The organism is Morganella sp. EGD-HP17, assembly GCF_000512315.2.
Taxonomy (GTDB): Bacteria; Pseudomonadota; Gammaproteobacteria; order Enterobacterales; family Enterobacteriaceae; genus Morganella; species Morganella morganii.
In genome coordinates, this window is the sequence record NZ_AZRH01000003.1 from 217,879 (window position 1) to 242,324 (window position 24,446).

The 24,446-nt window shown below is 52.6% G+C and carries 27 protein-coding genes; 12 read left to right on the plus strand and 15 right to left on the minus strand.

Annotation, left to right across the window (positions count from 1 at the left end; all coding sequences use genetic code 11):
- The first annotated feature begins 81 nt into the window (after positions 1-81).
- Positions 82-585 carry a thiol peroxidase gene (gene tpx / locus X965_RS05260; RefSeq protein WP_004239128.1) on the plus strand — a complete coding sequence of 168 codons (504 nt, stop codon included), beginning with the start codon at positions 82-84 and terminating at the stop codon, positions 583-585.
- Between the two features lie 69 nt (positions 586-654).
- Here tpx and tyrR read toward each other — a convergent pair whose 3' ends face one another.
- From tyrR to pspA, 7 genes are all read right to left on the minus strand, one after another.
- Positions 655-2,241, minus strand: coding sequence for a transcriptional regulator TyrR (gene tyrR, locus X965_RS05265; protein WP_015422750.1), 1,587 nt, complete (start codon positions 2,239-2,241; stop codon positions 655-657).
- 335 nt (positions 2,242-2,576) lie between these two features.
- Positions 2,577-3,647: a YcjF family protein gene (locus X965_RS05270; RefSeq protein WP_004235507.1), complete on the minus strand. Its 1,071-nt coding sequence runs from the start codon at positions 3,645-3,647 to the stop codon at positions 2,577-2,579.
- Entirely contained in the window at positions 3,644-5,041 is a 1,398-nt protein-coding gene (locus X965_RS05275) for a YcjX family protein (protein WP_036417311.1), read from the minus strand. The genes X965_RS05270 and X965_RS05275 overlap by 4 nt, the downstream gene beginning before the upstream one ends.
- On the minus strand, positions 5,022-5,258 hold the full coding sequence (locus tag X965_RS05280) for a hypothetical protein (protein ID WP_004235505.1): 237 nt from the start codon (positions 5,256-5,258) through the stop codon (positions 5,022-5,024). Before X965_RS05280 ends, X965_RS05275 begins: the two co-directional genes overlap by 20 nt.
- Positions 5,259-5,278: 20 nt before the next feature.
- On the minus strand, positions 5,279-5,632 hold the full coding sequence (pspC, locus tag X965_RS05285; protein WP_004235504.1) for an envelope stress response membrane protein PspC: 354 nt from the start codon (positions 5,630-5,632) through the stop codon (positions 5,279-5,281).
- The gene (gene pspB / locus X965_RS05290) at positions 5,632-5,853 is read right to left on the minus strand and encodes an envelope stress response membrane protein PspB (RefSeq protein WP_004235503.1); all 222 of its coding nucleotides are present in this window, start codon (positions 5,851-5,853) and stop codon (positions 5,632-5,634) included. Before pspB ends, pspC begins: the two co-directional genes overlap by 1 nt.
- 46 nt (positions 5,854-5,899) lie before the next feature.
- Positions 5,900-6,574, minus strand: a complete 675-nt coding sequence (pspA, locus tag X965_RS05295) for a phage shock protein PspA (RefSeq protein WP_004235502.1) — start codon at positions 6,572-6,574, stop codon at positions 5,900-5,902.
- Positions 6,575-6,746: 172 nt separating this feature from the next.
- On the opposite strand from pspA, the gene pspF reads away from it, so the two are divergent.
- The 7 genes from pspF (at position 6,747) to fabI (ending at position 14,059) form a co-directional block, all read left to right on the plus strand.
- Complete coding sequence (gene pspF, locus X965_RS05300; protein WP_036417364.1) at positions 6,747-7,733, plus strand: phage shock protein operon transcriptional activator; 987 nt, start codon at positions 6,747-6,749, stop codon at positions 7,731-7,733.
- Positions 7,734-7,804: 71 nt separating this feature from the next.
- The gene (sapA, locus tag X965_RS05305; protein WP_036417314.1) at positions 7,805-9,493 is read left to right on the plus strand and encodes an ABC transporter substrate-binding protein SapA; all 1,689 of its coding nucleotides are present in this window, start codon (positions 7,805-7,807) and stop codon (positions 9,491-9,493) included.
- The gene (sapB, locus tag X965_RS05310; protein WP_036417316.1) at positions 9,490-10,455 is read left to right on the plus strand and encodes a putrescine export ABC transporter permease SapB; all 966 of its coding nucleotides are present in this window, start codon (positions 9,490-9,492) and stop codon (positions 10,453-10,455) included. Before sapA ends, sapB begins: the two co-directional genes overlap by 4 nt.
- Entirely contained in the window at positions 10,442-11,332 is an 891-nt protein-coding gene (gene sapC, locus X965_RS05315) for a putrescine export ABC transporter permease SapC (RefSeq protein ID WP_004235498.1), read from the plus strand. Before sapB ends, sapC begins: the two co-directional genes overlap by 14 nt.
- On the plus strand, positions 11,332-12,324 hold the full coding sequence (gene sapD / locus X965_RS05320; protein ID WP_004235497.1) for a putrescine export ABC transporter ATP-binding protein SapD: 993 nt from the start codon (positions 11,332-11,334) through the stop codon (positions 12,322-12,324). Before sapC ends, sapD begins: the two co-directional genes overlap by 1 nt.
- The gene (gene sapF / locus X965_RS05325) at positions 12,324-13,133 is read left to right on the plus strand and encodes a putrescine export ABC transporter ATP-binding protein SapF (RefSeq protein WP_004235496.1); all 810 of its coding nucleotides are present in this window, start codon (positions 12,324-12,326) and stop codon (positions 13,131-13,133) included. Before sapD ends, sapF begins: the two co-directional genes overlap by 1 nt.
- 137 nt (positions 13,134-13,270) lie before the next feature.
- A complete protein-coding gene (gene fabI / locus X965_RS05330; protein ID WP_004235495.1) occupies positions 13,271-14,059 on the plus strand; it encodes an enoyl-ACP reductase FabI in 789 nt (262 codons plus the stop codon).
- A gap of 188 nt (positions 14,060-14,247) precedes the next feature.
- Here the strand turns inward: fabI and X965_RS05335 are convergent, their stop codons facing one another.
- The gene (locus X965_RS05335) at positions 14,248-15,171 is read right to left on the minus strand and encodes a Gfo/Idh/MocA family protein (protein WP_036417319.1); all 924 of its coding nucleotides are present in this window, start codon (positions 15,169-15,171) and stop codon (positions 14,248-14,250) included.
- 196 nt (positions 15,172-15,367) lie between these two features.
- Here X965_RS05335 and gstA point away from each other — a divergent pair, with 196 nt between their 5' ends.
- Entirely contained in the window at positions 15,368-15,973 is a 606-nt protein-coding gene (gstA, locus tag X965_RS05340; protein ID WP_024473226.1) for a glutathione transferase GstA, read from the plus strand.
- Between the two features lie 80 nt (positions 15,974-16,053).
- On the opposite strand, the gene pdxY is transcribed toward gstA, so the two are convergent.
- From pdxY to anmK, 4 genes are all read right to left on the minus strand, one after another.
- Positions 16,054-16,920 (minus strand): pyridoxal kinase PdxY, encoded by an 867-nt coding sequence (gene pdxY, locus X965_RS05345; protein WP_036417321.1) that lies wholly within the window; start codon positions 16,918-16,920, stop codon positions 16,054-16,056.
- 114 nt (positions 16,921-17,034) lie between these two features.
- On the minus strand, positions 17,035-18,309 hold the full coding sequence (gene tyrS / locus X965_RS05350; RefSeq protein ID WP_032098097.1) for a tyrosine--tRNA ligase: 1,275 nt from the start codon (positions 18,307-18,309) through the stop codon (positions 17,035-17,037).
- Positions 18,310-18,444: 135 nt separating this feature from the next.
- Positions 18,445-19,095: a pyridoxamine 5'-phosphate oxidase gene (gene pdxH / locus X965_RS05355; RefSeq protein ID WP_036408124.1), complete on the minus strand. Its 651-nt coding sequence runs from the start codon at positions 19,093-19,095 to the stop codon at positions 18,445-18,447.
- A 50-nt stretch (positions 19,096-19,145) separates the two neighbouring features.
- A complete protein-coding gene (anmK, locus tag X965_RS05360) occupies positions 19,146-20,264 on the minus strand; it encodes an anhydro-N-acetylmuramic acid kinase (protein ID WP_036417322.1) in 1,119 nt (372 codons plus the stop codon).
- A 318-nt stretch (positions 20,265-20,582) separates the two neighbouring features.
- Between anmK and X965_RS05365 the strand changes: the two genes are divergently transcribed.
- The gene (locus tag X965_RS05365) at positions 20,583-21,050 is read left to right on the plus strand and encodes a glycine zipper 2TM domain-containing protein (protein ID WP_004235484.1); all 468 of its coding nucleotides are present in this window, start codon (positions 20,583-20,585) and stop codon (positions 21,048-21,050) included.
- Between the two features lie 59 nt (positions 21,051-21,109).
- Here the strand turns inward: X965_RS05365 and slyA are convergent, their stop codons facing one another.
- Together slyA and X965_RS05375 are read right to left on the minus strand one after the other, a co-directional pair.
- Positions 21,110-21,544, minus strand: coding sequence for a transcriptional regulator SlyA (gene slyA / locus X965_RS05370; protein WP_015422751.1), 435 nt, complete (start codon positions 21,542-21,544; stop codon positions 21,110-21,112).
- Between the two features lie 515 nt (positions 21,545-22,059).
- Positions 22,060-22,296: a DUF1289 domain-containing protein gene (locus tag X965_RS05375; protein ID WP_004235482.1), complete on the minus strand. Its 237-nt coding sequence runs from the start codon at positions 22,294-22,296 to the stop codon at positions 22,060-22,062.
- A gap of 152 nt (positions 22,297-22,448) precedes the next feature.
- On the opposite strand from X965_RS05375, the gene gloA reads away from it, so the two are divergent.
- The gene (gene gloA / locus X965_RS05380; protein ID WP_004235481.1) at positions 22,449-22,856 is read left to right on the plus strand and encodes a lactoylglutathione lyase; all 408 of its coding nucleotides are present in this window, start codon (positions 22,449-22,451) and stop codon (positions 22,854-22,856) included.
- 109 nt (positions 22,857-22,965) lie between these two features.
- Entirely contained in the window at positions 22,966-23,613 is a 648-nt protein-coding gene (rnt, locus tag X965_RS05385; RefSeq protein ID WP_004235480.1) for a ribonuclease T, read from the plus strand.
- A gap of 67 nt (positions 23,614-23,680) precedes the next feature.
- On the opposite strand, the gene X965_RS05390 is transcribed toward rnt, so the two are convergent.
- The gene (locus X965_RS05390; protein WP_240336407.1) at positions 23,681-24,418 is read right to left on the minus strand and encodes a hypothetical protein; all 738 of its coding nucleotides are present in this window, start codon (positions 24,416-24,418) and stop codon (positions 23,681-23,683) included.
- Positions 24,419-24,446: the final 28 nt, after the last annotated feature.

The window sequence follows — 24,446 nt, forward strand, 5'->3', positions numbered from 1 at the left end:
TATTAACGATATCCGGTGAGAAAACACCTGCCAGGTATTATTTATACCAACAATTATGAGCCCGTTCAGAGGATGATAAAAATGACACAAACTGTAAAACTTCAGGGTAACGATGTTCTGGTTTACGGCGCACTGCTGCGTGCCGGTGAAAAAGCCGTACCATTTAAATTAGTCGCTAATGATTTGTCAGATGTCCAGCTCACCAAATTCGCCGGGAAGCGTAAGATTCTGAATATTTTCCCGAGTGTGGACACCGGTGTCTGCGCCGCCTCCGTGCGCAAATTCAATGAAACTGCCGCAAAACTGTCCAATACCGTGGTGTTATGTATTTCCGCTGATCTGCCGTTCGCGCAGTCCCGTTTCTGCGGCGCGGAAGGTATTGAGAATGTGGTGATGCTCTCCACCCTGCGTGATCCGGAATTCCGTGAAAATTACGGTGTCGGTATCGGCAGCGGCCCGCTGGCCGGTCTGTGCGCCCGTGCGGTGATCGTACTGGATGAGAACGATACTGTGATTTACAGCCAGCTGGTCGGTGAAATCACCGAAGAGCCGGATTATGACAGCGCGCTGAATGCACTGAAATAAGTTACCCGTATCTGTAAAAAAACCCCGCGGCCGGTGACGGTCGCGGGATTTTTTTTACCGGGGAAAAAATTATTCTTCCTCTCCCTCATCATCTTTTGCCGCGCTGCGCCGCTGACTCAGCCCGTATTCGCGCAGTTTATTGGCGATCGCGGTATGTGAGACATTCAGGCGTTTCGCCAGCTTACGGGTGCTCGGATAGTGGCGGTACAGCCGTGTCAGCACAGAGCACTCAAACCGTTTGGTGATATCATCCAGCGAGCCGCTGAGGATATCCTCACTGAAGCCGATTTCCGCTTCCAGTTCCGGCAGAACGATGTCCTGCGGACGCAGCAGCGAGCCTTCCAGCGAAGAGAGCGCCTGATAAATCACATTACGCAGCTGACGGACGTTGCCCGGCCAGTGATAAGCACAAAGGAACTGCCCCAGCTCCGGCGCCAGGCGCGGTTCTTCACAACCCTGCTCTTCGGAAAAGCGTTTCACGAAATCGCGGGTCAGCGGCAGGATATCTTCCTGATGCTCGCGCAGCGGCGGAATGGTCAGCGTCAGCACATTGAGGCGGTAATAGAGATCCTCACGGAATTTGCCCTCTTTCACCAGCTCCAGCAGATTTTTCTGGGTCGCACAGATAACCCGCACATCCACTTTCACCTCATGCTCTTCCCCGACACGGCGGAATGTACCGTCATTCAGGAAGCGCAGCAGCTTGATCTGCATCTGCGGGGACATTTCCGCGATTTCATCCAGCAGAACGGTGCCGCCGTTAGCCTGCTCAAAGAAGCCTTTTTTCGGCTCAGTACTGTTGGCGTAAGCACCGGCAGCGTAACCGAACAGTTCGGTTTCCACCACATCATCCGGCATCGAGGCACAGTTCAGCCCGAGGAACGGCTGATTGCCGCGCACACTGTAGAGATGACAGGCTTTGGCAAACACATCTTTCCCGGTCCCGGTTTCACCGACCAGCAGCAGCGGGGAATCCATTTTTGCCATACGCTGTGCCTGTTCGACCACATGGCGCATTTTGGCGCTTTTCGCCACTAAATCATCAAAACTGCCGGAATGCATCACCTGCATGCGGCGTTTCTGCCCGTTGCTGCTCTCACTGACGGTGCGCAGCAGCACAACCGCGCCGATAGTGGCGGAGGCGTCATCTTTCTCATCAAAATTAATCGGCGTCACACTCAGGGTGTAAGAGCGGCCTTTGAGATTGATGGTTTCCTTGTATGGCGCAGGTTCTTCATCCTCAATCCAGCGGGTGAAGTTGAACTGGCTGAAATAGTAAGTGATATTGCGCTGACGGATGCGCTCTTCGGTGGTGGCAAACAGGGAGAGTGCCGCGCTGTTGGCCAGTTCAATATTCCCGCGCAGGTCGAGAGATAAAATCGGGTCTTCCAGGGATTCGAGTAATGCCCACATGGCGCGCTGTTCGCGCTCAGACGGCATAAAGTGAACAGTTCTGACATCCACCACGCCCTGAATCCGGCGGATCTCAGCCATCAGAGACTGGAACACAGAAAAATCGATCTGCATAAAATTGAGGTATATCCGGCCGTTACGGGCAATTTCGATGCCTTTGAGGTCGATATTTTGTAATACCAGCAGATCCAATAACTCCCGCGTCAGTCCGATTCGGTCCTGGCAAATTACTTCCAATCGCATCGTTACGATCCTATTTACACTTAAGTTATTATTTTCCCGTTAATTGAAACTGATTTTACGGTATAAAATGAAAACTGTCACGATTTGTTGACACAATAAATGCGTTCCTGCGGTGTTTATCCACAGTTCCGTGTGAAAAGGCTATGAAAGTACAGATATGTCAGTCGGTTAACGAAGTTTTATTCAGCGCGGACGGCAAACCGCGCCGGAGAGGTGAGACAGCGACCCGCAGGGAGCATAACGGGATCGCCGTGAAAAAAACAGTGACCGGACACCCGTTTCTGCATAAAAAAGCCGGATGACATCACAAAATGCGCATCCGGCCGGATTATCGGTTACAGGGCGGACTTTTCCGCGCTCTTCCCTTTTGGCACTGCCTGTTTAAGCTGCTGTAACAACTGCTTACGGAAATCCATAAGTTTAGGTTTATCTGTTGCAGTCCACGGCAGCGGACGGCACAGTTCCATCGCTTTGATCCCCAGACGGGCGGTCAGCAGTCCGGCTCCCATGCCTTGTGCGGCACGGGCGGATAACCGTGCGGTGATGTCCTGAGAGAGCCAGTCCATCCCCACTTCGCGGATAAGCTCGGATGCCCCTGCGAAGGCAATATTGAGCAGAACCAGTTTAAACAGTCGCAGGCGGCTGTAATATCCCAGTTCAATACCGTAGATAGCCGCCACCTGGTTAATCAGACGGATATTACGCCAGGCAATAAAGGCCATATCCACCAGTGCCAGCGGGCTGACGGCAATCATCAGCGCAGATTCCGCCGCGAAACGGCTGATCACCCGGCGCGCCTGTTCATCCGTCACCGGCTGGACAAGCTGACTGTACAGGGTCACCACTTCGCGGTCATTATGGCTGCTCTGTAACAGGCTCTGCCATTGCTGTAACGCAGGATGGTGTGACGGGATATTGGCCTGTTTCGCCAGTTTTTCACAAAATGCACGTCCGTCACCGATACGGTGGCTTTGCAGTAATTCCTCTGCGGCCTCGCGCTCTGTAGCCCGCTGGCGCAGGCGGTACATGCGCCGCCATTCCGTGATAACAGAGCCGGCGGCGGCAATCAGCACCAGAAAAGTGGCGGCAATCCCGCCAAGGGCGGTCCAGTCATTACCTGTCCACGCATCATTCACCCACTGAATCAGTTGTGCGACGGCGCTGATCCCCAGCAATCCGCCGGCCACAAAGACCAGCTTACGCCACAGGCTGCGCCGGGGTTTCAGTGCCTGAATCAGCAGCGCTTCCGCTTCCCCGTCTGTATCCTGCTCTGCCGTGAATTCCGTGCGTTCAAACTGTATGCTGTCATCGTCCGCAAATTGTTGCGCCGGTTTTATGGTGTCCTGTACCGGCGGCGACAGCGGTGCTTCCTCAAAATCAATACGGGATTTGATAGGCTCGCTCATGACAGTTTATCTCCCAGTAAAAATTCCATCGCACTGTCCATCCTGATATGCGGCAGCGGCGTATCCATCCGCATCGGTAATGGCCTGAAGGACTCAAACTGAAACCCCTGCTGCTGCCAGAAGTCTGCATCCGGCAGCCGTTTCGGTACTTCGCCGGGATAGAAAGTCAGCGGGGTATTATCTGCCAGCCGGGTGCCTTTCAGCGCGGGCATTTTTTCCCCGTTGTGCATCACCATGCCGTATTCCGTGGCCTGTACCGACGCCAGCCCGGTGCAGTCCATTTTAATTCCCTCAAAAGCGGCCTGCTGCCAGGCTGACTGCGTCAGCTGCTGAAGCAGTGCCACGAGATTGGCGTGCTGGTCGGCAGTGACATGGTCCGCTTTGCTGGCGGCGAACAGCAGTTTGTCGATGCAGGAGGAAAACAGGCGGCGCAATAATGTGCGTTTGCCGTAATGGAAGCTCTGCATCAGCTGGGTCAGCGCCAGACGCATATCCGTAAATGCCTGCGGCCCGCTGTTGAGCGGGGTCAGGCAATCCACCAGCACAATCTGGCGGTCGAAATGCTGGAAATAATGCTTATAGAAACCTTTGACCACATGGTCACAATAGTACTGATAGCGATCGCGCAGCATGCCGAGAACACTGCTTTTTGCCGCTTTGGCCAGCCGGGACGGATCCGGCATCAGGTCGGTAATAAACGGAAAAAACTGTAATCCGGGTGCGCCGGCCATATCCCCCGGCAGCACAAAACGACCGGGCTGGATAAAGTGAAAACCTGCCGCTTTGCAGCGGTGAAGATAATCAGTATAGGCCTGTGCAATCGCTGCCAGCTGCTGTTCATCCGCCGGGGCATCCGGGTCAAGCTGACGGCAGAGCGCCAGCCACGGCTCTGCCCATTCTCCCCGCTCACCTTTGAGCAGGGTTTTCATCTGCTGCGACCAGGTGAGGTAATCCTGTTCCAGCATCGGCAGATCCAGCAGCCACTCCCCCGGATAATCGACGATTTCCAGGTAGAGCGTGGAGGTTTCCTTAAAGTGGCGCAGCAGACTGTCCTGAGTGCGGTAACGCAGTTTCAGGCGGATTTCGCTGACACCGCGTGTCGGTACCGGCCAGTCCGGCGGTGTGCCGTACAGTGAGGCAAGTCCTTCATCATAGGCAAAGCGTGGGACGCCCAGATCCCGCTGCGGGATGCGTTTCACGCCGAGAATGCGGCCGTCACGGGCAGCCGAAAACAGCGGCAGACGCGCACCGCTCTGTACATTCATCAGCTGATTAACAAACGAGGTAATAAACGCGGTCTTGCCGCTGCGGCTCAGTCCGGTAACGGCAAGACGAAGATGACGATCCAGACCCCGGTTGACGAGGGCACTCAGCTCATTTTGCAGTCGTTTCATAATTCTCCGGTGTAAAACGGCCAATCACTTTTTTCATACCGGCACGGATAACAGGCTCCAGTACCAGTATTGCCGCCCCGCGCAGAGCAGGACGGGTAACCGATTTCAGAATCACCGCGGCAATACCTCCGGGTGCTGCCGCCAGTGCTGCGGTGGTTAACAGCTGCGCCCCGGTTTTTCCGGCACGCAGCAGGGTGTGTTTATCCGGCCACTTCATACTGTTCTCCGTCTGACAGATTACAGGTCACGGAAGCGGCGGTTGAGCGCATACTGTTCTGAGGTCACATAGCGCTCAATGTCGCGGATCCGTTTTTCGGTACGCGCCTGGCTGCGTTCTGTCTGTTCAAGCAGCATGGCCGCATTCACTCCTCCGTCGCGGCCGGGGTAATCACGCGGCACCACCGGCAGGATCATTCCCATCAGAATATAGAGGGTGATAGTCAGCCAGAAAAAGCCGGTAAATGTTGCCACCACCGCGATAATGCGGATCATCCAGGCCGGTACATCAAAATAGTTGGCAATACCGGCACATACGCCCCGGAACATACCTTCATCCGGATAGCGGTACAGTTTGCGTGACTGAAATTCCATTATGATTGCCTCCAGCCCGGATTTTCCGCATCCAGAATCGATTCCAGGGTTTTGATCCGCGCTTCCATCTGCTGAGCATTTTCCGCCAGCGCCGCAAGACGGCGGGTTTCAAATTCACCGGCCCGGCTTCCCCGCTGACTGTTATAGTGCAGCCATAACCAGATCGGCAGCACGAACAACACGAAAATTGTCAGTGGTATACCTAAAAATACAAATGCCATATTTTTGTCCTTAATGGTATTAATTCAGGAAAGCCTGTTACCGACCTTATTCGCCCTTTTCTTCTTTTTCAAGACGTGCTTTGATGGCCGCGATTTGCGCGCTGATCTCATCTTCCGCTTTCAGCTCGGCAAACTGCTGTTCCAGTGATTTTTCTTTCCCCAGACCATAGCTTGCGGCTTCACCTTCCATATGGTCAATCCGCGCCTCAAACTGCTCGAAACGGGCCATTGCCTCATCCATCCGGCCGCTGTCGAGCTGACGGCGCACCGCACGGGATGATTTTGCCGCTTCGTGACGCACCACCATGGATTGCTGGCGGGCACGGGTTTCAGTCAGTTTCTGTTCCAGTTCGTTAATTTCATTTTTCAGCCGGGCGATAGTTTCGTCCAGAATAATCAGCTCATGACGCAGTGTATCGACATGGCCTTCCACGCGCTGTTTTTCCAGCAGTGCGGCGCGGGCCAGATCTTCTTTTCCTTTGACAATCGCCAGTTCCGCTTTTTCCTGCCAGTCACTCACCTGACGCTCACCGCTTTCAATCTGACGTGACAGATTTTTGCGTTCCGCGAGGGTGCGGGCAGAGGTGGAGCGGATTTCCACCAGCATATCTTCCATTTCCTGAATCATCAGGCGGATCATTTTCTGCGGATCTTCCGCTTTATCCAGCAATGATGCAACGTTGGCGTTAATGATATCGGCAAAACGTGAAAAGATTCCCATGATTGATGTCCTTTTATCAGCAGTTATGTCTTATGACACATTCACTATTACAAGATGCGTGCCAACTCCGTGATTTTTTTACCCGTTTGTTTTTCCTCAGGTTTATTTATTTCCCTTTTATCATGACTTTTTGTAAAGTGGTGACATTCGCCATTTAGTGGTCAAATTAATCATGAAAAATAATACAGAAACCCTGATCGGTATTGATAATACCTTCCTCGATGCACTGGAAAAAGTGTCGCGGCTGGCAAAAATTGCCCGGCCGGTACTGATTTGCGGAGAACGGGGTACCGGTAAAGAATTATTTGCTCACCGTCTTCATTATCTCTCTCCCCGCTGGGATGAGCCATTTATTGCGCTGAATTGTGCGGCACTTAACGATAATTTGCTCGATTCCGAGCTGTTCGGACATGAATCCGGGGCTTTTACAGGGGCTCAGCGCCGCCATCAGGGCCGTTTTGAGAGAGCGGACGGCGGCACACTGTTTCTTGATGAACTGGGTACTGCGCCGCTGACCGTGCAGGAAAAGCTGCTGCGGGTAATTGAATACGGGGAATTTGAGCGCGTCGGCGGACAGCAGACCCTGAAAGCGGATGTACGGATTGTCTGCGCCACTAATGCGGATTTACCGGCGCTGGCGGCAGAGGGAAAATTCCGCGCCGATTTACTCGACCGGCTGGCCTTTGATGTCGTCAATATCCCGCCGCTGCGCGAGCGCCCGCGCGACCTGACCGAACTCGCCGGTCATTTTGCTGTGCAGATGTGTCAGGAGATGGGCACGCCGTTTTTTGCCGGTTTCTCCCCGCACGCCCTGCAGCAGATGCAGAGCTATCACTGGCCGGGCAATATCCGTGAGCTGAAAAATGTGATTGAGCGATCCCTGTACCGTCAGGGAGAGACCACCGAACCGCTGGCAGAACTGGTGATCAATCCGTTTGTCACCTCGCCGGTGCTTTCAGCGGACACGGAAGCACAGGCTCTGCCGCCGCTGCCGTTCTCCCTGAAGCAGTGGCAGCACACACAGGAGAAGGACGCGCTGGATGCCGCATTACAGCGCGCGCAGTTTAATCAGCGGGAAGCAGCACAACTGCTGAATCTGACCTATCATCAGTTTCGCGGATTACTGAAAAAACATGCCGGCAGCCCGCAACCGGATTAAATGCTTCCGTTTTTGGTTAGTCGCACAAATTGCGATACAATGCCCTGTTCATTTTTAACGGTAACTGATTTATGCGCCATTGGATTATCCGGGCCTGTGCGGTTCTCCTGCCTGTTTCAGGCTTTGCCGCCGCTCCTGCCCCGCAGACAGACCAGCCGGTAAAACCGGTCACGGCTCAGGCCGCTCCGCTGCCGCCGGTCCGCGATACCGGTTTTGTCTATTGTGTGAACGGCAACGTCAGTACATTTAACCCGCAGCTGGCCAGCAGCGGGCTGATTGTCGAGCCGCTGGCGGCACAGATTTACGATCGCCTGCTGGATGTTGACCCTTACACCTACCGCCTGATCCCGGAACTGGCCGCCCGCTGGACAGTGCTGGATAACGGCGCGACCTACCGTTTTTATCTGCGCCGTGATACCGATTTTCAGACTACTGACTGGTTTAAACCGACCCGCAAAATGAATGCGGATGATGTGGTGTTCAGCTTTTCCCGCGTGGTGGATAAACAGAACCCGTATCACTATATCAACGGCGGCCGCTATCCTTATTTTGACAGTCTGCAGTTCGCGTCCAATGTTAAATCCATCCGCAAAATCAATAATTATACCGTTGAATTTAAACTGAATACGCCGGACGCTTCCTTCCTGTGGCATCTGGCAACCCATTACGCGCCGGTTCTGTCCAAAGAGTATGCCGATAACCTGCTGAAAGCCCGCCGTCAGGAACAGCTCGACTGGAAACCGGTCGGCACCGGGCCGTATTATCTGGATGATTACCAGAGCGGCCAGTTTGTCCGTCTGCAGCGCCATGATAATTACCGCAAAGGCAAACCCCGCATGCAGGAAGTGGTGGTTGATCTCGGGGCGGGCGGCACCGGACGGATGTCAAAACTGATCACCGGTGAGTGTGATGTGCTGGCCTATCCCGCCGCCAGCCAGCTACAGGTGCTGCGCGATGACCCGCGCCTGAGCCTGATGCTGCGCCCGGGAATGAATATCGCGTATCTGGCGTTTAATACCAGCAAACCGCCGTTTAATAATCCGCAGGCGCGCCGTGCGATTGCTTTCGCAATTAATAATGAGCGCCTGATGAAATCCATCTATTACGGCACGGCGGAAACTGCTGCGTCTATTCTGCCGCGCGTCTCCTGGGCGTATGATAACCAGACCAGGGTGACGGAATATAATCCCGAAAAAGCCAAAGCAATGCTCAATGAGCTGGGACTGAGCGGTATGACGCTGAATCTCTGGGTACCGACCGCCTCGCAGTCTTACAACCCCAGCCCGCTGAAAATGGCCGAGCTGATTCAGGCGGATCTGGCCCGTGTCGGGATAAAAATGAATATCCGCCCGGTTGAGGGGCGTTTTCAGGAAAACAGCCTGATGGATCGCAGCCACGATATTACCCTTGCAGGCTGGTCAACCGACAGTAATGACCCGGACAGTTTTTTCCGTCCGCTGCTCAGCTGTGCGGCTATCGGTTCGCAAACCAACCTCAGCCACTGGTGTTCCCCGGAATTTGATGATGTGATCCACCAGGCGCTGCTTGAGCAGCAACTGAGCAGCCGGATTGAGTATTATCACAAAGCACAGCAGATTCTGGCACAGGATCTGCCGGTACTGCCGCTGGCCTACTCACTGCGGTTACAGGCATTCCGCTATGATATTAAAGGGCTGGTACTGAGCGCATTCGGTAATACCTCTTTTGCCGGTGTCTACCGTGATACCGGGGATGACCCGGAGCCGGAGGCTGAACCATGATTATTTTTATTCTGCGCCGTCTGCTGCTGGTGCTGATCACGCTCTGTTTTCTGTCGGTGCTCAGTTTCAGCCTGAGTTACTTCCCGGCAAATGCACCGCTGAGCGGCGCTTCTCTGACGGATGCGGTACTGTTCTACTATAAGAGTCTGTTTTCATGGGACTTCGGCAGTTCCGTGATTAACGGTGAGCCGGTCAGCCGGCAATTGTGGGCAGCACTGCCCGCCACCCTGGAGCTGTGCGGCCTGGCGTTTCTGCTGGCGCTGGTGGTCGGTATTCCCGCCGGGATTATTGCCGGGGTCTGGCGTAATAAAATGGCGGATATCGCCATCAGCACCTTTGCGCTGGTCGGGTTTTCGATTCCCGTATTCGGGCTGGCACTGCTGCTTACCCTGTTCTTCTCTCTGCGGCTGGACTGGCTGCCGGTCTCCGGACGCATTGACCTGCTGTATGATTTAACACCGGTTACCGGATTTGCGGTGATTGATGCCTGGCTGTCGGATTCACCATACCGTCAGGCGATGATCCTCAATGTGCTGTCTCACATGGTGCTGCCGGTGATCACGCTGTCCATTGCGCCGATGACGGAAGTTATCCGCCTGATGCGCACCAGTACCGAAGAGATTATCAGCCAGAACTATATTAAAGCCGCCGCTATCCGTGGTTTATCCCGGCTGACCATTATCCGCCGTCATGTGCTGCACAATGCGCTGCCGCCGGTGATCCCGAAACTCGGGTTACAGTTTTCCACCATGCTGACGCTGGCGATGGTCACAGAAGTGGTCTTTAACTGGCCGGGAATCGGCCGCTGGCTGATCACCGCAATCCGCCAGCAGGACTTTGCCGCGATTTCCGCCGGTGTCATGCTGGTCGGCACTATGGTGATGATTATCAATATGCTGTCGGATATTCTGGGTGCCGTCAGCAGCCCGCTGAAACATAAGGAATGGTATGCCTTCAGATAATTTCTACCGTGAAGACCGGATGCCGTCACCGGGGCGGGTTATCTGGCAGCATTTCACTGCAGATATTCCGGCTATGATCGGTTTTTACGGCGTGCTGTTTCTGATTGCGCTGGCGATCGGCGGCACCTGGATAGCCCCTTATGCGCTCGACCAGCAATTTGCCGGTCATCAGTTGCTGCCGCCTTCCTGGTCTCATTACGGGAATGTCGCCTTCTTCCTCGGTACGGATGATCTCGGCCGTGATATTTTCAGCCGTCTGATCCTCGGTACACAATCCACCTTCGGCGGTGCACTGCTGGTTACCGTCATTGCCGCCGTCGCCGGGATTATCATCGGCTGTCTGGCAGGGATGACCACCGGTCTGCGCTCAGCCATTTTTAACCATATGTTTGATACCCTGCTGGCGCTGCCCTCTCTGCTGCTGGCAATTATTGTGGTGGCTTTTTTTGGCGCCAGTCTCAGCCACGCCATGATTGCCGTGGCACTGGCACTGCTGCCGCGTATTGTGCGGATGATTTATATCGCAGTACATGATGAGCTTGATAAGGAATATGTTATTGCCGCCCGGCTCGACGGCGCGTCCAACCTCAATATTCTGATCCATACTGTGCTGCCGAATATCAGTGCCGTGACCGTCACCGAACTGACGCGCGCTCTGTCCATTGCTATCCTTGATATTGCCGCGCTCGGTTTTCTCGAGCTGGGGGCACAACTGCCGTCCCCGGAATGGGGAGCGATGCTCGGGGATTCTCTGGAACTGATTTATGTGGCGCCCTGGACCGTACTTCTGCCGGGAACCGCCATCCTTATCAGTGTTCTGCTGGTGAATCTGCTCGGTACCGGGTTACAGCGTGCTATTAATGCGGGGGTTGAATAATGCCGTTACTGGATATCCGCAATTTAACCATTGAATTTATGACTGCCGCAGGGCCGGTCAAAGCCGTTGACCGCGTGACATTATCCCTGACCGAAGGGGAGTTCCGCGGCCTGGCCGGGGAATCCGGTTCCGGTAAAAGTCTGATCGCCAAAGCGATTGCCGGTATCACCAAAGATAATCTGCGCGTAACGGCAGACCGCTTCCGGTTTAATGATATCGATCTGCTGAAACTCACACCCCGCCAGCGCCGCCGGGTGATCGGCCACAATGTGTCGATGATTTTCCAGGAGCCGCAATCCTGTCTGGATCCGTCAGAAAATATCGGTAAACAGCTGATTCAGTCCATCCCCGGCTGGACATACAAAGGCCGCTGGTGGCAACGCTTTAACTGGCGTAAGCGCCGGGCGATTGAGCTGCTGCACCGTGTCGGTATTAAGGATCACAAAGATGTGATGAGCAGCTACCCCTACGAACTGACCGAAGGGGAATGCCAGAAGGTGATGATTGCAATTGCGCTGGCCAATCAGCCGCGCCTGCTGATCGCCGATGAGCCGACCAACGCCATGGAGCCCGATACTCAGGCGCAGATTTTCCGCCTGCTGACCCGGCTGAACCAGAACAACAATATGACCATCCTGCTGATCAGCCACGATTTGCAGTTAATGAGCCAGCTGGTGGATCGCATTAATGTGCTCTACTGCGGCCAGACCGTGGAGAGTGCCGAGCCGGATGACCTTCTGCTCAAACCCCATCACCCGTATACTCAGGCACTGATGCGGGCTATCCCTGATTTTGAAAAGGCACTGGCACACAAATGCCGCCTGAATACCCTGCCGGGCGCGATTCCGTCACTGGAGCATCTGCCGGTCGGCTGCCGCCTGGGGCCGCGCTGTCCGTATGCTCAGAAAGTGTGTATTGACGCGCCGCGTCTGCGGACAGTCAAAAACCGCAGTTTTGCCTGCCACTTCCCGCTGAATATGGAGGATGTGTGATGCCCGGTCCGCTGCTGGAAGTCAAAAACCTGAGCAAAACCTTCCGTTACCGGGATGGTTTTTTCCGCCGTCATCAGCTTGAGGCGGTCAAACCGGTCAGTTTTACACTGCAACCCGGCCAGACACTTGCCATTACCGGCGCAAACGGCTCCGGCAAATCCACCCTCGCGCGGATGTTATCCGGGATGATCGAACCGAGTGGCGGGGAAATCCTGATCGACAAACACAAACTGACGTTTGGTGATTACAGCTACCGCAGCCAGCGCATCCGCATGATATTCCAGGATTCGGCCACCTCGCTTAATCCGCGCCAGCGCACGGGGCAAATCCTTGAGCTGCCGCTGATGCTCAATACAGATCTCGATGCTGCCGGGCGACGTCTGCGGATTAACGCAACACTGCGTCAGGTGGGTCTGCTGCCGGATCACGCGGATTACTATCCTCACATGCTGGCTTCCGGACAGAAACAGCGTGTGGCCCTCGCCCGCGCCCTGATTCTGCAGCCGGAAGTGATTGTGGCGGATGAAGCGCTCGCCTCTCTGGATATGTCATTACGTTCACAGATCATAAATCTGATCCTTGAACTCCAGGAAACGCAAAAAATTGCCTATATTTATGTCACACAGCATCTGGGCATGGCAAAACATGTCAGTGACCAGATACTGGTGATGCACAACGGTGAAGTTGTCGAGCGCGGTAACACTGCCGAGGTACTGGCATCCCCGCTGCACGATGTCACACGCCGCCTTATCACCAGCCACTTTGGTGAAGCACTGTCCGCCGAAGCCTGGCGCCAGGATGTGGATTAACTGCCGGTATTCTGATAATTCAGGCCGGTTACATCTCAATTTCCGGTAACCTGTTAACATCAGCCGGATTTTTACTAAACGTGTCACCTGCCGGGTTGCGGCGCAGAAGGTGACAGAGAAAACACAAGGAAACTGCTATGGGTTTTATGACCGGTAAACGCATCCTGATCACAGGGGTTGCAAGCAAATTATCGATTGCTTACGGTATTGCCAAAGCAATGCGTGACCAGGGGGCGGAACTTGCATTCACCTACCAGAATGACAAGCTGAAACCCCGTGTTGAAGAGTTCGCTCAGTCTCTGGGTTCCTACATCGTTCTGCCTTGCGATGTGGCAGAAGATGAAAGTATTGAAAATCTGTTCACGGAATTAGCCAAAGTCTGGCCGAAATTTGACGGTTTTGTTCACTCTATCGGCTTTGCCCCGGCTGACCAACTGGACGGCGACTATGTGGATGCGGTAAACCGTGAAGGCTTCCGTATTGCTCACGACATCAGCGCGTACAGTTTTGTGGCGATGGCAAAAGCCTGCCGCAGTATGCTGAACCCGAATTCCGCCCTGCTGACCCTCTCTTACCTGGGCGCGGAGCGCGCTATCCCGAACTACAATACCATGGGTCTTGCTAAAGCCTCTCTCGAAGCGAACGTCCGTTATATGGCGAACGCGATGGGGAAAGAAACCATCCGTGTTAATGCGGTTTCTGCCGGTCCTATCCGTACACTGGCAGCATCCGGTATTAAAGATTTCCGCAAAATGCTGTCGCACTGTGAAGCAGTCACCCCGCTGCGCCGTACAGTCACCACAGAAGATGTGGGTAACGCGGCAGCGTTCCTCTGCTCTGATCTGGCCGGCGGTATTACCGGTGAAATCCTGCATGTTGACGGCGGTTTCAGTATCGCGGCAATGAATGAGCTGGAACTGAAGTAATCCTGCTTCTGTCCGGCTTTCCATTAATATCACCGCCGGACAGGTCAATCAGCTGACAGCAGGCAAGCGGACGAAAAGCATGCGCGTCATGGATGACGCGCCTGAGCGCACAGGGAGGTGTTTACAGCGTCTTTTCGTTTTGCCTGCTGTCAGCTGTTCCCCGCACTTTCAGAGAGCACTTCTTTTAATTACCGGCCTGTCAGCAATTTCTCCGTCAGCCGCTGCGCATAAAGCGCCTCTTCGCCGCTGACCAGCGGTTGTGTCTGATTGGCAACAGATTCGATAAAATGCCGCACCGCACCGTCAAACCCGCGCTGAACCAGTACCGGATCCCACGCTTTCGGATGCTGTTCCTGTATCCCGGCGGCAGTTTCACTGCGCCAGTGATTCATATCCGTCACCTGATAACAGCCGTCACGTCCGGTCACACTGACCTGCTCCCGCTGACTCGCCGCACAGCGGTGCATGGAGGCTGTCAGCCAGATGCCGTTATCTGTCTGTAAATGGTGTTCCGCATACAGCAGCTGATTTTCCTCATTCACCTGCATATGGCCGCTTTTCAGTGCCGCATTACCATCCCGTCCCAGCCAGAGCAGAGTATCCGCGATATGCAGATAATCATCGGTCACCGTAAAAGCCACATCATGCGGGCCGACGCTGTTGCTGCGGTGTTTATCCATACGGATCGATGCCGCTTTTCCGGCAATCTGTTCTCTGAGCTGCAGATAAAACGGTGAAAAGCGCCGGTTGAACCCGACCATCAGTGCCCGCTGTTTTTTCTCCGCCAGGCTGACGAGTGCCTCTGATTGTTCATACGATGCTGCCAGCGGTTTATCAACATACACATGGCATCCTGCATTCAGTAATTCGCTGACAACCTGAAAATGGCTCTCTGTACTGCTGTGAACAAACACGGCATCGCATTGATCTGCCAGCGCGCGGAGTGACGAAAACAGAGGAAAGCGATACGCATCACAAACCTGACGCGCTTTTTCCTGATTCGGCGAAAAACCGCCGGACAGCACCCAGTTATCCGTTCTGGTCAGAACCGGTAAATACGCTTTTTGTGCTATCCCGCCCAGTCCGGCGATCCCGATACGGATTTTATTCATGTGTGCTTTACCTTTTAGTGTTTTGTAACAATGAATTACAAAGTCTTCCCATAAATTGAATCTGTGGCGATTATATGGAAAGATGGCGTTAACCGACAAATAATTCGCATTCTGAATACATCCCGCCCGCGAATACCGGTCTATACTTCATCACTACTGCCATGTCCGTTCTTTTGTTTTAACTGAGGAGCATACCATGCAATTGTTCTATACCCCGGGAAGTTGTGCACTGTCACCCCATATTATTTTGCGTGAAACCGGTCTGGATTTTTCCCTGGTCCGTGTCGATCTGAAAGCAAAAAAAACCGAAAACGGTGATGATTACCTGAAAATTAATCCGAAAGGACAAGTCCCCGCACTGAGTATCAGTGACAGTCAGCTGCTGACCGAAGGTGTGGCGATTGTGCAGTATCTTGCTGATCAGAAACCGGATCGTAAGCTTATTGCCCCGGCGGGAACGATGGAACGTTATCACCAGATTGAATGGCTTAACTATATTGCCAGCGAAGTGCATAAAAGCTACGGCCCGCTGTTCTCTCCGGAAACCCCGGAAGATTACCGGCCAATTGCGCTGCGCAATCTGATGAATAAGTTTGCCTATGTGGACGGCGTGCTGGCGAAAAGCCCGTATATTACCGGCAACAGTTTTACCGTAGCGGATGCTTATCTGTTTACTGTCTGCGGCTGGGCTCCGCATCTGAAGATTTCACTTGAGCCGTATCCGCATTTACAGGCGTATCTGGCGAAAATTGCCCATCGTCCGCATGTGCAGGATGCGATGGAAGCGGAAGGTCTGATTTAATCTTTCTGATGTGCAGAAACAAAAACGCCGGACAATTCAAATCCGGCGTTTTTTTATGCTGATACGGTGTTCAGACCGGCTCAGTCGATCTGTTCAGCGCAGAATTTGTGTGTCGGAAGCACCATTTCATCCTGAGCCGCAACCAGTTGCAGTTCGTACTCATTCATGGTTTTGGTTTTCAGCATCACTTCATACACAGCGGCAGCCACATGTTCCAGTGCTTTCGGCAACTCTTCGCCTTTCAGCAGATTCACCAGCATCAGACCACTGGTTAAATCACCCACACCAACCGGCTGACGCTCGCCAAAGTCCACCAGCGGACGACTGACATGCCAGGCGTGTTCAGCAGTGACCAGAATCATTTCAAAACGGTCAGCGCGGTAACCGGCGCGGGACAGGTGTTTGACCAGTACCAGACGCGGCCCTTTTTTGCACAGTTCACGGGCAGCGGCAACGGCTTCGCCCACATTGTGAATGGTTTTTCCGCTCAGGGTTTCCAGCTCCAGCAGGTTCGGCGCGATCATATCGCTGACTGCCAGTGCTTCCTGACACAGGAAATCCGCCACTCCCGGTGCGACGATACAGCCTTTTTCCGGATGTCCCATGACCGGGTCACAGAAATACCATGCCTGCGGATTGCGGGTTTTGACTTTTTTCACCACATCCAGGATACGCTTGCCCTGCTCTGCCGAGCCGAGGTAGCCGCTGAGCACCGCATCACAGCGGGTCAGCTGATCGATTTTATCAATGCCGTCCACAATCTCCGTGATGTGCTCTGCGCTCATCACGCAGCCGGTCCAGCCTTGTGCATACTGTGTGTGATTAGAAAACTGGACGGTATTCAGCGGCCAGACATTAACGCCCATGCGGCGCATCGGGAATTCAGCCGCACTGTTACCGGCGTGACCATACACAACATGGGACTGGATAGAGAGAATATTTTTCATTGATACAACCTGATTTTTTATTATTACTGTGCATATCATATTCTGTGAAACAGAAAAGATCCTGCTGACAGATCAAAAAGGGCAACCTTCGTTGCCCTTGATTACCGTAAACTATTATTTCCAGCAGATCAGACAGTAATGTTTTTTGCCCCGGCGCAGCAGAGTGTAACGTCCGAACAGCTTGTCGCTGTCAGTGAAGCGGTATTCCGCATCAGACTGTTTTTCGCCGTTGAGAGACACCGCATTGGAGCCGATCATGGTACGGGCCTGACCGCGTGACGGAACCAGTTCCGCAACCACCAGCGCCTGCTGTAAATCCGCATCGCTGTCCAGTTCGATATGCGGCATACCATCCTGCGCCAGCTGCGCGAAGTCATCTTCAGTCAGGCTTGATACATCGCCGTTGAACAGGCTGTCAGTGATACGACGGGCAGCCGTCAGCCCAGCTTCGCCGTGAACCAGTTTTGTCACCTGCTCTGCCAGAACGTACTGGGCACGCGGTGCTTTGCCGCTGGCTTTGTCTTCCGCTTCCAGTGCATCGATATCTTCGAGGCTCATAAAGGTGAAGAATTTAAGGAAACGATAGACGTCCGCATCCGCAGTGTTGATCCAGAACTGGTAGAATTTGTACGGACTGGTTTTCTTCGGATCCAGCCATACCGCGCCGCCTTCAGTTTTACCGAATTTGGTACCGTCAGATTTGGTGATCAGCGGAACGGTCAGACCCCAGGCCTGCTGCTGGTTCAGACGACGGGTTAAATCGATACCGGAGGTGATGTTACCCCACTGGTCAGAACCGCCGATCTGCAGCTCAACGCCGTGATCTTTATTCAGACGGGCGAAGTCATAACCCTGCAACAGGTTGTAAGAGAATTCGGTGAATGAAATACCGACATCATCGCGGTTCAGGCGCTGCTTAACCGCTTCCTTGTTGATCATCTGGTTCACAGAGAAGTGTTTACCGATATCACGCAGGAAGGTCAGCACATCCATCGAGCCGAACCAGTCATAGTTGTTTGCCGCGATAGCACTGTTCGTACCGCAGTCAAAATCGAGGAACGGGGAAACCTGCTGACGGATTTTATCCACCCAGCCGTGAACCGTATCCTGTGTATTCAGTTTGCGTTCCGTTGCTTTAAAGCTCGGGTCGCCAATCAGCCCCGTGGCCCCACCGACCAGTGCCACCGGACGGTGCCCGGCTAACTGGAAACGCTTTAAGCACAGCAACGGAACCAGGTGGCCCAAATGCAAGCTGTCAGCGGTCGGATCGAAACCGCAATAGAGGGAGATCGGGCCCTGCGCCAGTCTCTCTGCTAACGCTTTTTCATCCGTAACCTGGGCAATGAGGCCCCGCTCTTGCAGTTGTTTTATCAGGTTCGTACCAGACATCAATGACTCCGTCAGTTCTGTTTTGTCTATGCAAAAATAGTGGATTGGAAATATGAAGGCTATAGCATAAAGCGGCACTCCGTGAAGTGCCAGCAATTAAAATGATTTTACTGAAGAAATTCTGACAACAACCGGTTACGGCGCGAGGCGGTCAATATCCCAGCCGTCTGCGGTACGGGTGTACAGGAAGCGGTCATGCAGACGGTGTTCACCGCCCTGCCAGAACTCAACAGAACTGAATTTAATCCGGAAACCGCCCCAGAAGCTCGGCAGCGGAACATCACCCTGCTTAAATTTCTGTTTCAGCTCAAGAAATTTGCCTTCCAGAATACCGCGTGCGGAAATCCGTGAGGATTGCTGAGATGCCCATGCGGCAATCTGGCTGTCTTTCGGCCGGCTGTGGAAATATTTTACTACTTCCAGTGTGGATAAGCGCTCCACCTCGCCGAGGAAACAGACTTGTCTGTCCAGGCTGTACCACGGGAAATGCACACTGATTTTCGGATTTTTTGCCAGATGCTGCGCCTTGCGGCTGCCCATATTGGTGTAGAAAATCAGCCCGTCTTTATCAAAGTGCTTGAGCAGCACAATACGCTGATACGGCTGGCCGGTTTCATCCACGGTCGCCACACACATCGCAGTCGGGTCGGTCAGTTTTGCCTCACACGCCTGTTTAAGCCAGCGTTCGAACATTTCCAGCGGGTCGTCGCTGAGATCACGGCGGCGCAAGCCCCCTCTGGTGTATTCACGTCGCAGATCCGCAACGTCAGTAAACTCATCTGACATGCCTTTTATCCTCTTATTCTTTTTAATAACTGAAACTGTGTTGTCTTTTATTACGGCTGCCGGCGGATAACAGGATATACCGCGCCCAATACGGTTTCCCGGTCTGCGCCGGTGACAGACGGCAGATTACCGGGTTCACCGGCCAGTGTCCGCGCCGCCAGCCAGGCAAATGCCAGAGCTTCCATATCATCGCCGCTCAGGCCGTACTTATCGGTCGGGCTGACTTCAGTGCCCGGCAACTGTGCGGATAACTGCGCCATAATCTGCGGATTGCGTGCACCGCCGCCGCATACCAGCAGGCGCTCACAGCCGCCGCACAGCGTAACCTGCTCACTGATACTGACAGTGGTCAGTACCAGCAGGGTCGCCTGCACATCCTCCGGTTTCAGGCCGGGGAAATTATCCAGTTGTGTGGTCAGCCACTGCATATTGAAATATTCACGCCCGGTACTTTTCGGTGCCGGACGGCGGAAATAGGGATCACTCAGCATCTGTGCCAGTAAGTCCTGATTAACGTGCCCGCTTTTCGCCCATTCACCGTCTTTATCATACGGCTCGGCACGGTGCCGCCATGTCCAGCTGTCCATCAGCATATTGCCCGGTCCGGTGTCATACCCTCTGACCTCCGCCCCCGGAATCAGTGTGGTGATATTAGCGATCCCGCCGATATTCAGGATAATCCGTTTTTCATCCGCCACACCGAGCACCGCCTGATGAAAGGCGGGCACCAGCGGCGCGCCCTGCCCGCCGTAAGCCATATCACGGCGGCGGAAATCCCCGACTGTCATGATATTGGTCAGCGCGGCAACCCTGTTGTTATCCCCGAGCTGCATGGTAAAAGGTGTTTCGCTGTCCGGCTCATGCCAGACGGTCTGTCCGTGACAGCCGATGCCGGCAATATCCTGCGGATTCAGCCGGGTTTGTGCCAGCAGCCCGCCGACAGCGTCAGCAAACAGTGTGCCCAGTTCATAATCCAGACGGCCGATTTCTGACAGTGTCGTCTGCTGTCCCTGACATACCGCCAGTATGCGCTTTTTCAGCGCGTGCGGAAACGGATGCGAATACGCCGCCTGCTGCGCCACCACTGAATCATTAATCGCAGCCAGAACAACATCCACCCCGTCAAGGCTGGTTCCTGACATCACGCCGATATAACGTCCCGAACGCATAACCTGTTCCTTTTAATCAATAACCGTCTGATAAAAATATAGTATTCATATTCCGTGTGACTACTATAATCAGGGCGCTCCGCAGATTCACCCCTTTTCGTACCGTGACCCCACTTAATCCTCATTCTGATGCACGCTTCACATTTGTGAAATAAGAGGATTTACCTTGCCGCCGGAACGTTTCGCTTTAAGCTGTTCCTAATGAAGATGAAAATAAAACGTTTTTAATGCTAAATTATTCTGCGATAATAGATAAGATATTACACTACAGATAATGAACACATCTGAATCTGTGAATACAATAATCAGGAGTTAAGTATGTATAAGCGTTTTCTCGTCGGTGTATTTGCCGTCGTGGCCCTTTCCGGTTGTGTGAATATGGACACACTGAGTGGTGACACTTATAGTGCAGACCAGGCGAAACGTGTTCAGACCGTTACCTATGGTACAGTGATGAGCGCCCGTCCGGTAACTATCCAGGGCGGCAGTGACGAAAATATCCTCGGTGCGGCCGGTGGTGCAATTCTGGGTGGTATTTTAGGCAGCACTGTCGGCGGCGGCACCGGTCAGACCCTGGCTACCGCAGCAGGTGCAATTGCTGGTGGTGTTGCAGGCCAGAACGTTCAGGCAGCAATGAACAACACTTCCGGTGTTGAGCTGGAACTGAAACAGGATAACGGCGAAATCATTGTTGTTGTACAGAAACAAGGTAAAACCCCGTTCTCCGTCGGTCAGCGTGTCCGTATCGCGAAATCCGGTTCAACCTATACCGTATCTCCGCGTTAATTTTCACGGTTTACCGGCAAAAGGCGAAACAACTGTTTCGCCTTTTTTATTACCTGCCGTCAGTTACGGTTGTGCAACTGTACGATATTATTGTCCAGTTTTCTGACAATCTCCGCCAGCGTATATAATTCATCCTGCGTGATCCCGCCCAGAATTTCACGCCGTGTTTTTTCAATTACCGCGTCCACCTCACGAATAAAAGGTTCTGATTCCTCCGTCAGTTTAATCCGTTTCGCTCTGCGGTCATTAATACAGATATGTCGTGTGATTAACCGCTTTTCTTCCAGCTGATCCAGCGTGCGGACCAGCGACGGCTGTTCAATACCAATCGCTTTTGCCAGCTGAATCTGAGACTGATCCGGCGGCAGCAGGCTGATATTGTAGAGTGTAATCCAGTGTGTCTGTGTGAGTTTCAGTGGTTTGAGCCGGTGGTCAATCAGTGATCGCCAAATCCGCACTAACCTCGCTAAGTCTGATCCCAATGTTAACTCCACAAATTTCTCCTTATGTGAATACGGTACGGACGCATATACACGCCATCATGTCTTTCAATCACCCGAAAAAAGAAGCGCAGCGCTGCGGTGTTTATTAACAGCGGACGCAATATTGCTGTGTGACAAAAACAGTTCATGCTTATGTCATAGTCAATTTAATAGGCACGAAATAATTAGCTTTTTATACAAATTTAATTGATTAAGCTGATGAACTTGTTTCACATTAAGAATAGCGATCATCACTGAACGGATCTATATTTTTTTACATAACCACCATTTTATTTTTAACAAAAAATAATTGATATATGATATTTTCAATATTAAACAGTGAGTTAATGAAACATCATCGCCATGATGGATAAGGCGGTAATTTTATATTTAATTTATATAATTTCATTCTTGATTATAAATAAAGATGAACTTAAAAATATTATTTATCTGCAACATAAATCCTTTGTGCTAAATAACATCCATACATTAATTCATGTCTAATATATAGATTTATAATTATTTATTTAAAATAAATCCAGCTGTCCGGATGGCGCTTCCGGTGGTGAGTCCCCTTTTGCGGCTCTGTAACGACGCTGACGGCACAGCCGAATCACATTTTCTTTTTGTGCGTTACTCAGTGACAGCCACTGAAAACGCTCATCACGGCTCCGGTAGCATCCCCGGCAGTAGCCTTTTTCATTCATCTGACATATTCCCACACAAGGTGAAGGGATATCAAAAAAGTGAAGTTGTTCTGCCATCGGCTGATGTCCTTTTGTCTGATGCCCTGCCGGACAGGTAATGGTTATCCTGTAACCATCAGCATCCTGATAATTTGAATTGTAGTCAATTATCACGTTATAGTGTGAGCCATTACTGATAAATAACTGAAAGCACTCTGAGAGGTTACTTTATGCGTGTACTCCATACCATGCTCCGCGTGGGTGATATGCAACGTTCTGTCGATTTTTACACTAAGGTTCTCGGCATGCGTTTACTGCGCACCAGTGAAAACCCGGAATATAAATATTCTCTGGCTTTCGTGGGTTACAGTGACGAAAGTGAAGGCTCTGTTATCGAATTGACGTATAACTGGGGCACGGATTCCTATGAGATGGGAACGGCATTCGGCCATATCGCACTCGGCGTGGATGATGTCGCGGCGACCTGTGATGCTATCCGCAAGGCGGGCGGGAATGTGACCCGTGAAGCCGGTCCGGTTAAGGGCGGTACCACTATTATCGCGTTTGTGGAAGACCCGGACGGCTATAAGATTGAATTAATTGAAAATAAAAGTGCCGGGGCTGCTCTCGGTAACTGAGTGACTCCGTAAGAAGGATCCGAACGATCCTTCTTTTCCGGCTCAGCCCTTTCTCCCTCCGGCAAGCCGCGCTAGAATAGTGCGTTTTGTTTGTTTAATTAAGAGTCCCATGTCTGAAAATCAAAATCACAATACTCTGAGCGCACGTTTCCGCGGCTATTATCCTGTCGTTATTGATGTTGAAACCGGCGGTTTTAATGCCAGAACGGACGGGATGCTGGAAATTGCCGCCATTACCGTCAAAATGGATAACAACGGCTGGCTGATGCCGGATCAGCGGCTTGAATTTAATGTGCAGCCTTTTGAGGGTGCAAACCTTGATCCCGCCGCTCTGGCATTTACCGGTATTAATCCGGCCGACCCGGAGCGTAATGCGGTAACAGAATATGAAGCGCTGCATGCCATTTTCAAAATGGTCCGCAAAGGCATGAAAGATGCGGATTGCAAGCGGGCGATTATCGTGGCGCACAATGCAAATTTTGATCACAGCTTTGTGATGGCAGCGGCAGAACGCTGCGGACTGAAACGCAATCCGTTTCATCCGTTTGCCACCTTTGATACCGCCGCATTAAGCGGACTGTCTCTGGGCCAGACCATTCTGGCAAAAGCCTGTATCACCGCAGGTATCCCGTTCGACAGCAAAAAAGCCCACGGTGCGGCTTATGATACCGACCGTACCTCCCTGCTCTTTTGTGACATCGTCAACCGCTGGAAGAAACTGGGCGGCTGGCCGCCGGCGGCAGACAGTAATCAGTGAGAAAACGCCACCGTCAGGGTGGCGTTTTTCGCTATATTGTCATTAATGCGGGCAATATATCCGCTGATTAAAGTTTCATCAGTTCCGGAAGGATTTTCCCGCGGATTTCGGATATCACCTGACCAACACTTTCACGGAATATCGCTTCAAATCCCGGTCTGGCAAGATACTCTTTTGCTTTGCCCAAATCAGCGATACTGCCAAGCTGAGAGAATTCCTCCTGAGCCACTTCCTTTCTCAGCAGATTTCCCGATTCTTCACGGATACCTTCAGAACCCGGTTCATATATTTTCCCGTTTATGGAACTGAGCTGGGTAATAATCCCCCTCAGCGGACCACCAGAGATACTTACCAGCATGTCCGGTTGCAGAGGTTCGTTATTCTCAAGTTTACCTGCCAGTATATCCAGATGCTTTGGCAGACATTCTTTTGCTGACTCAAGTAAAATCTGAGAAAACAACGGAATCTGCACAGGCGGGGGCGGCGTTTCCGCTCGTATTTCCGTTTTTTCGCAACAGAAAGAGATATTTTTTATCCGGTCACCTAACTGATGCAGTGAGTTATTCACTTTCCCTTTTGCTGACATAAAAAAATCTGCCACGCTGTTGCAAATGCCGCTGAATCGCTCAGCCAGCCCGGGGACTCTTGCTGCCGTATCTTCAGTCAGTGTACCAAGCGCAGGTCCCGGCCCGCTGTATGAAATATACCCGGTTAAAATAACATTTTGTCCTGCTGATGTTGGCTGCATTTTTTTTCCTTTCTGTGTAATTAACGCCCCTACTCTAGAAAATAACAGCCCGGACAACTTTCATTTCACCGCCATCAGAAAAGCA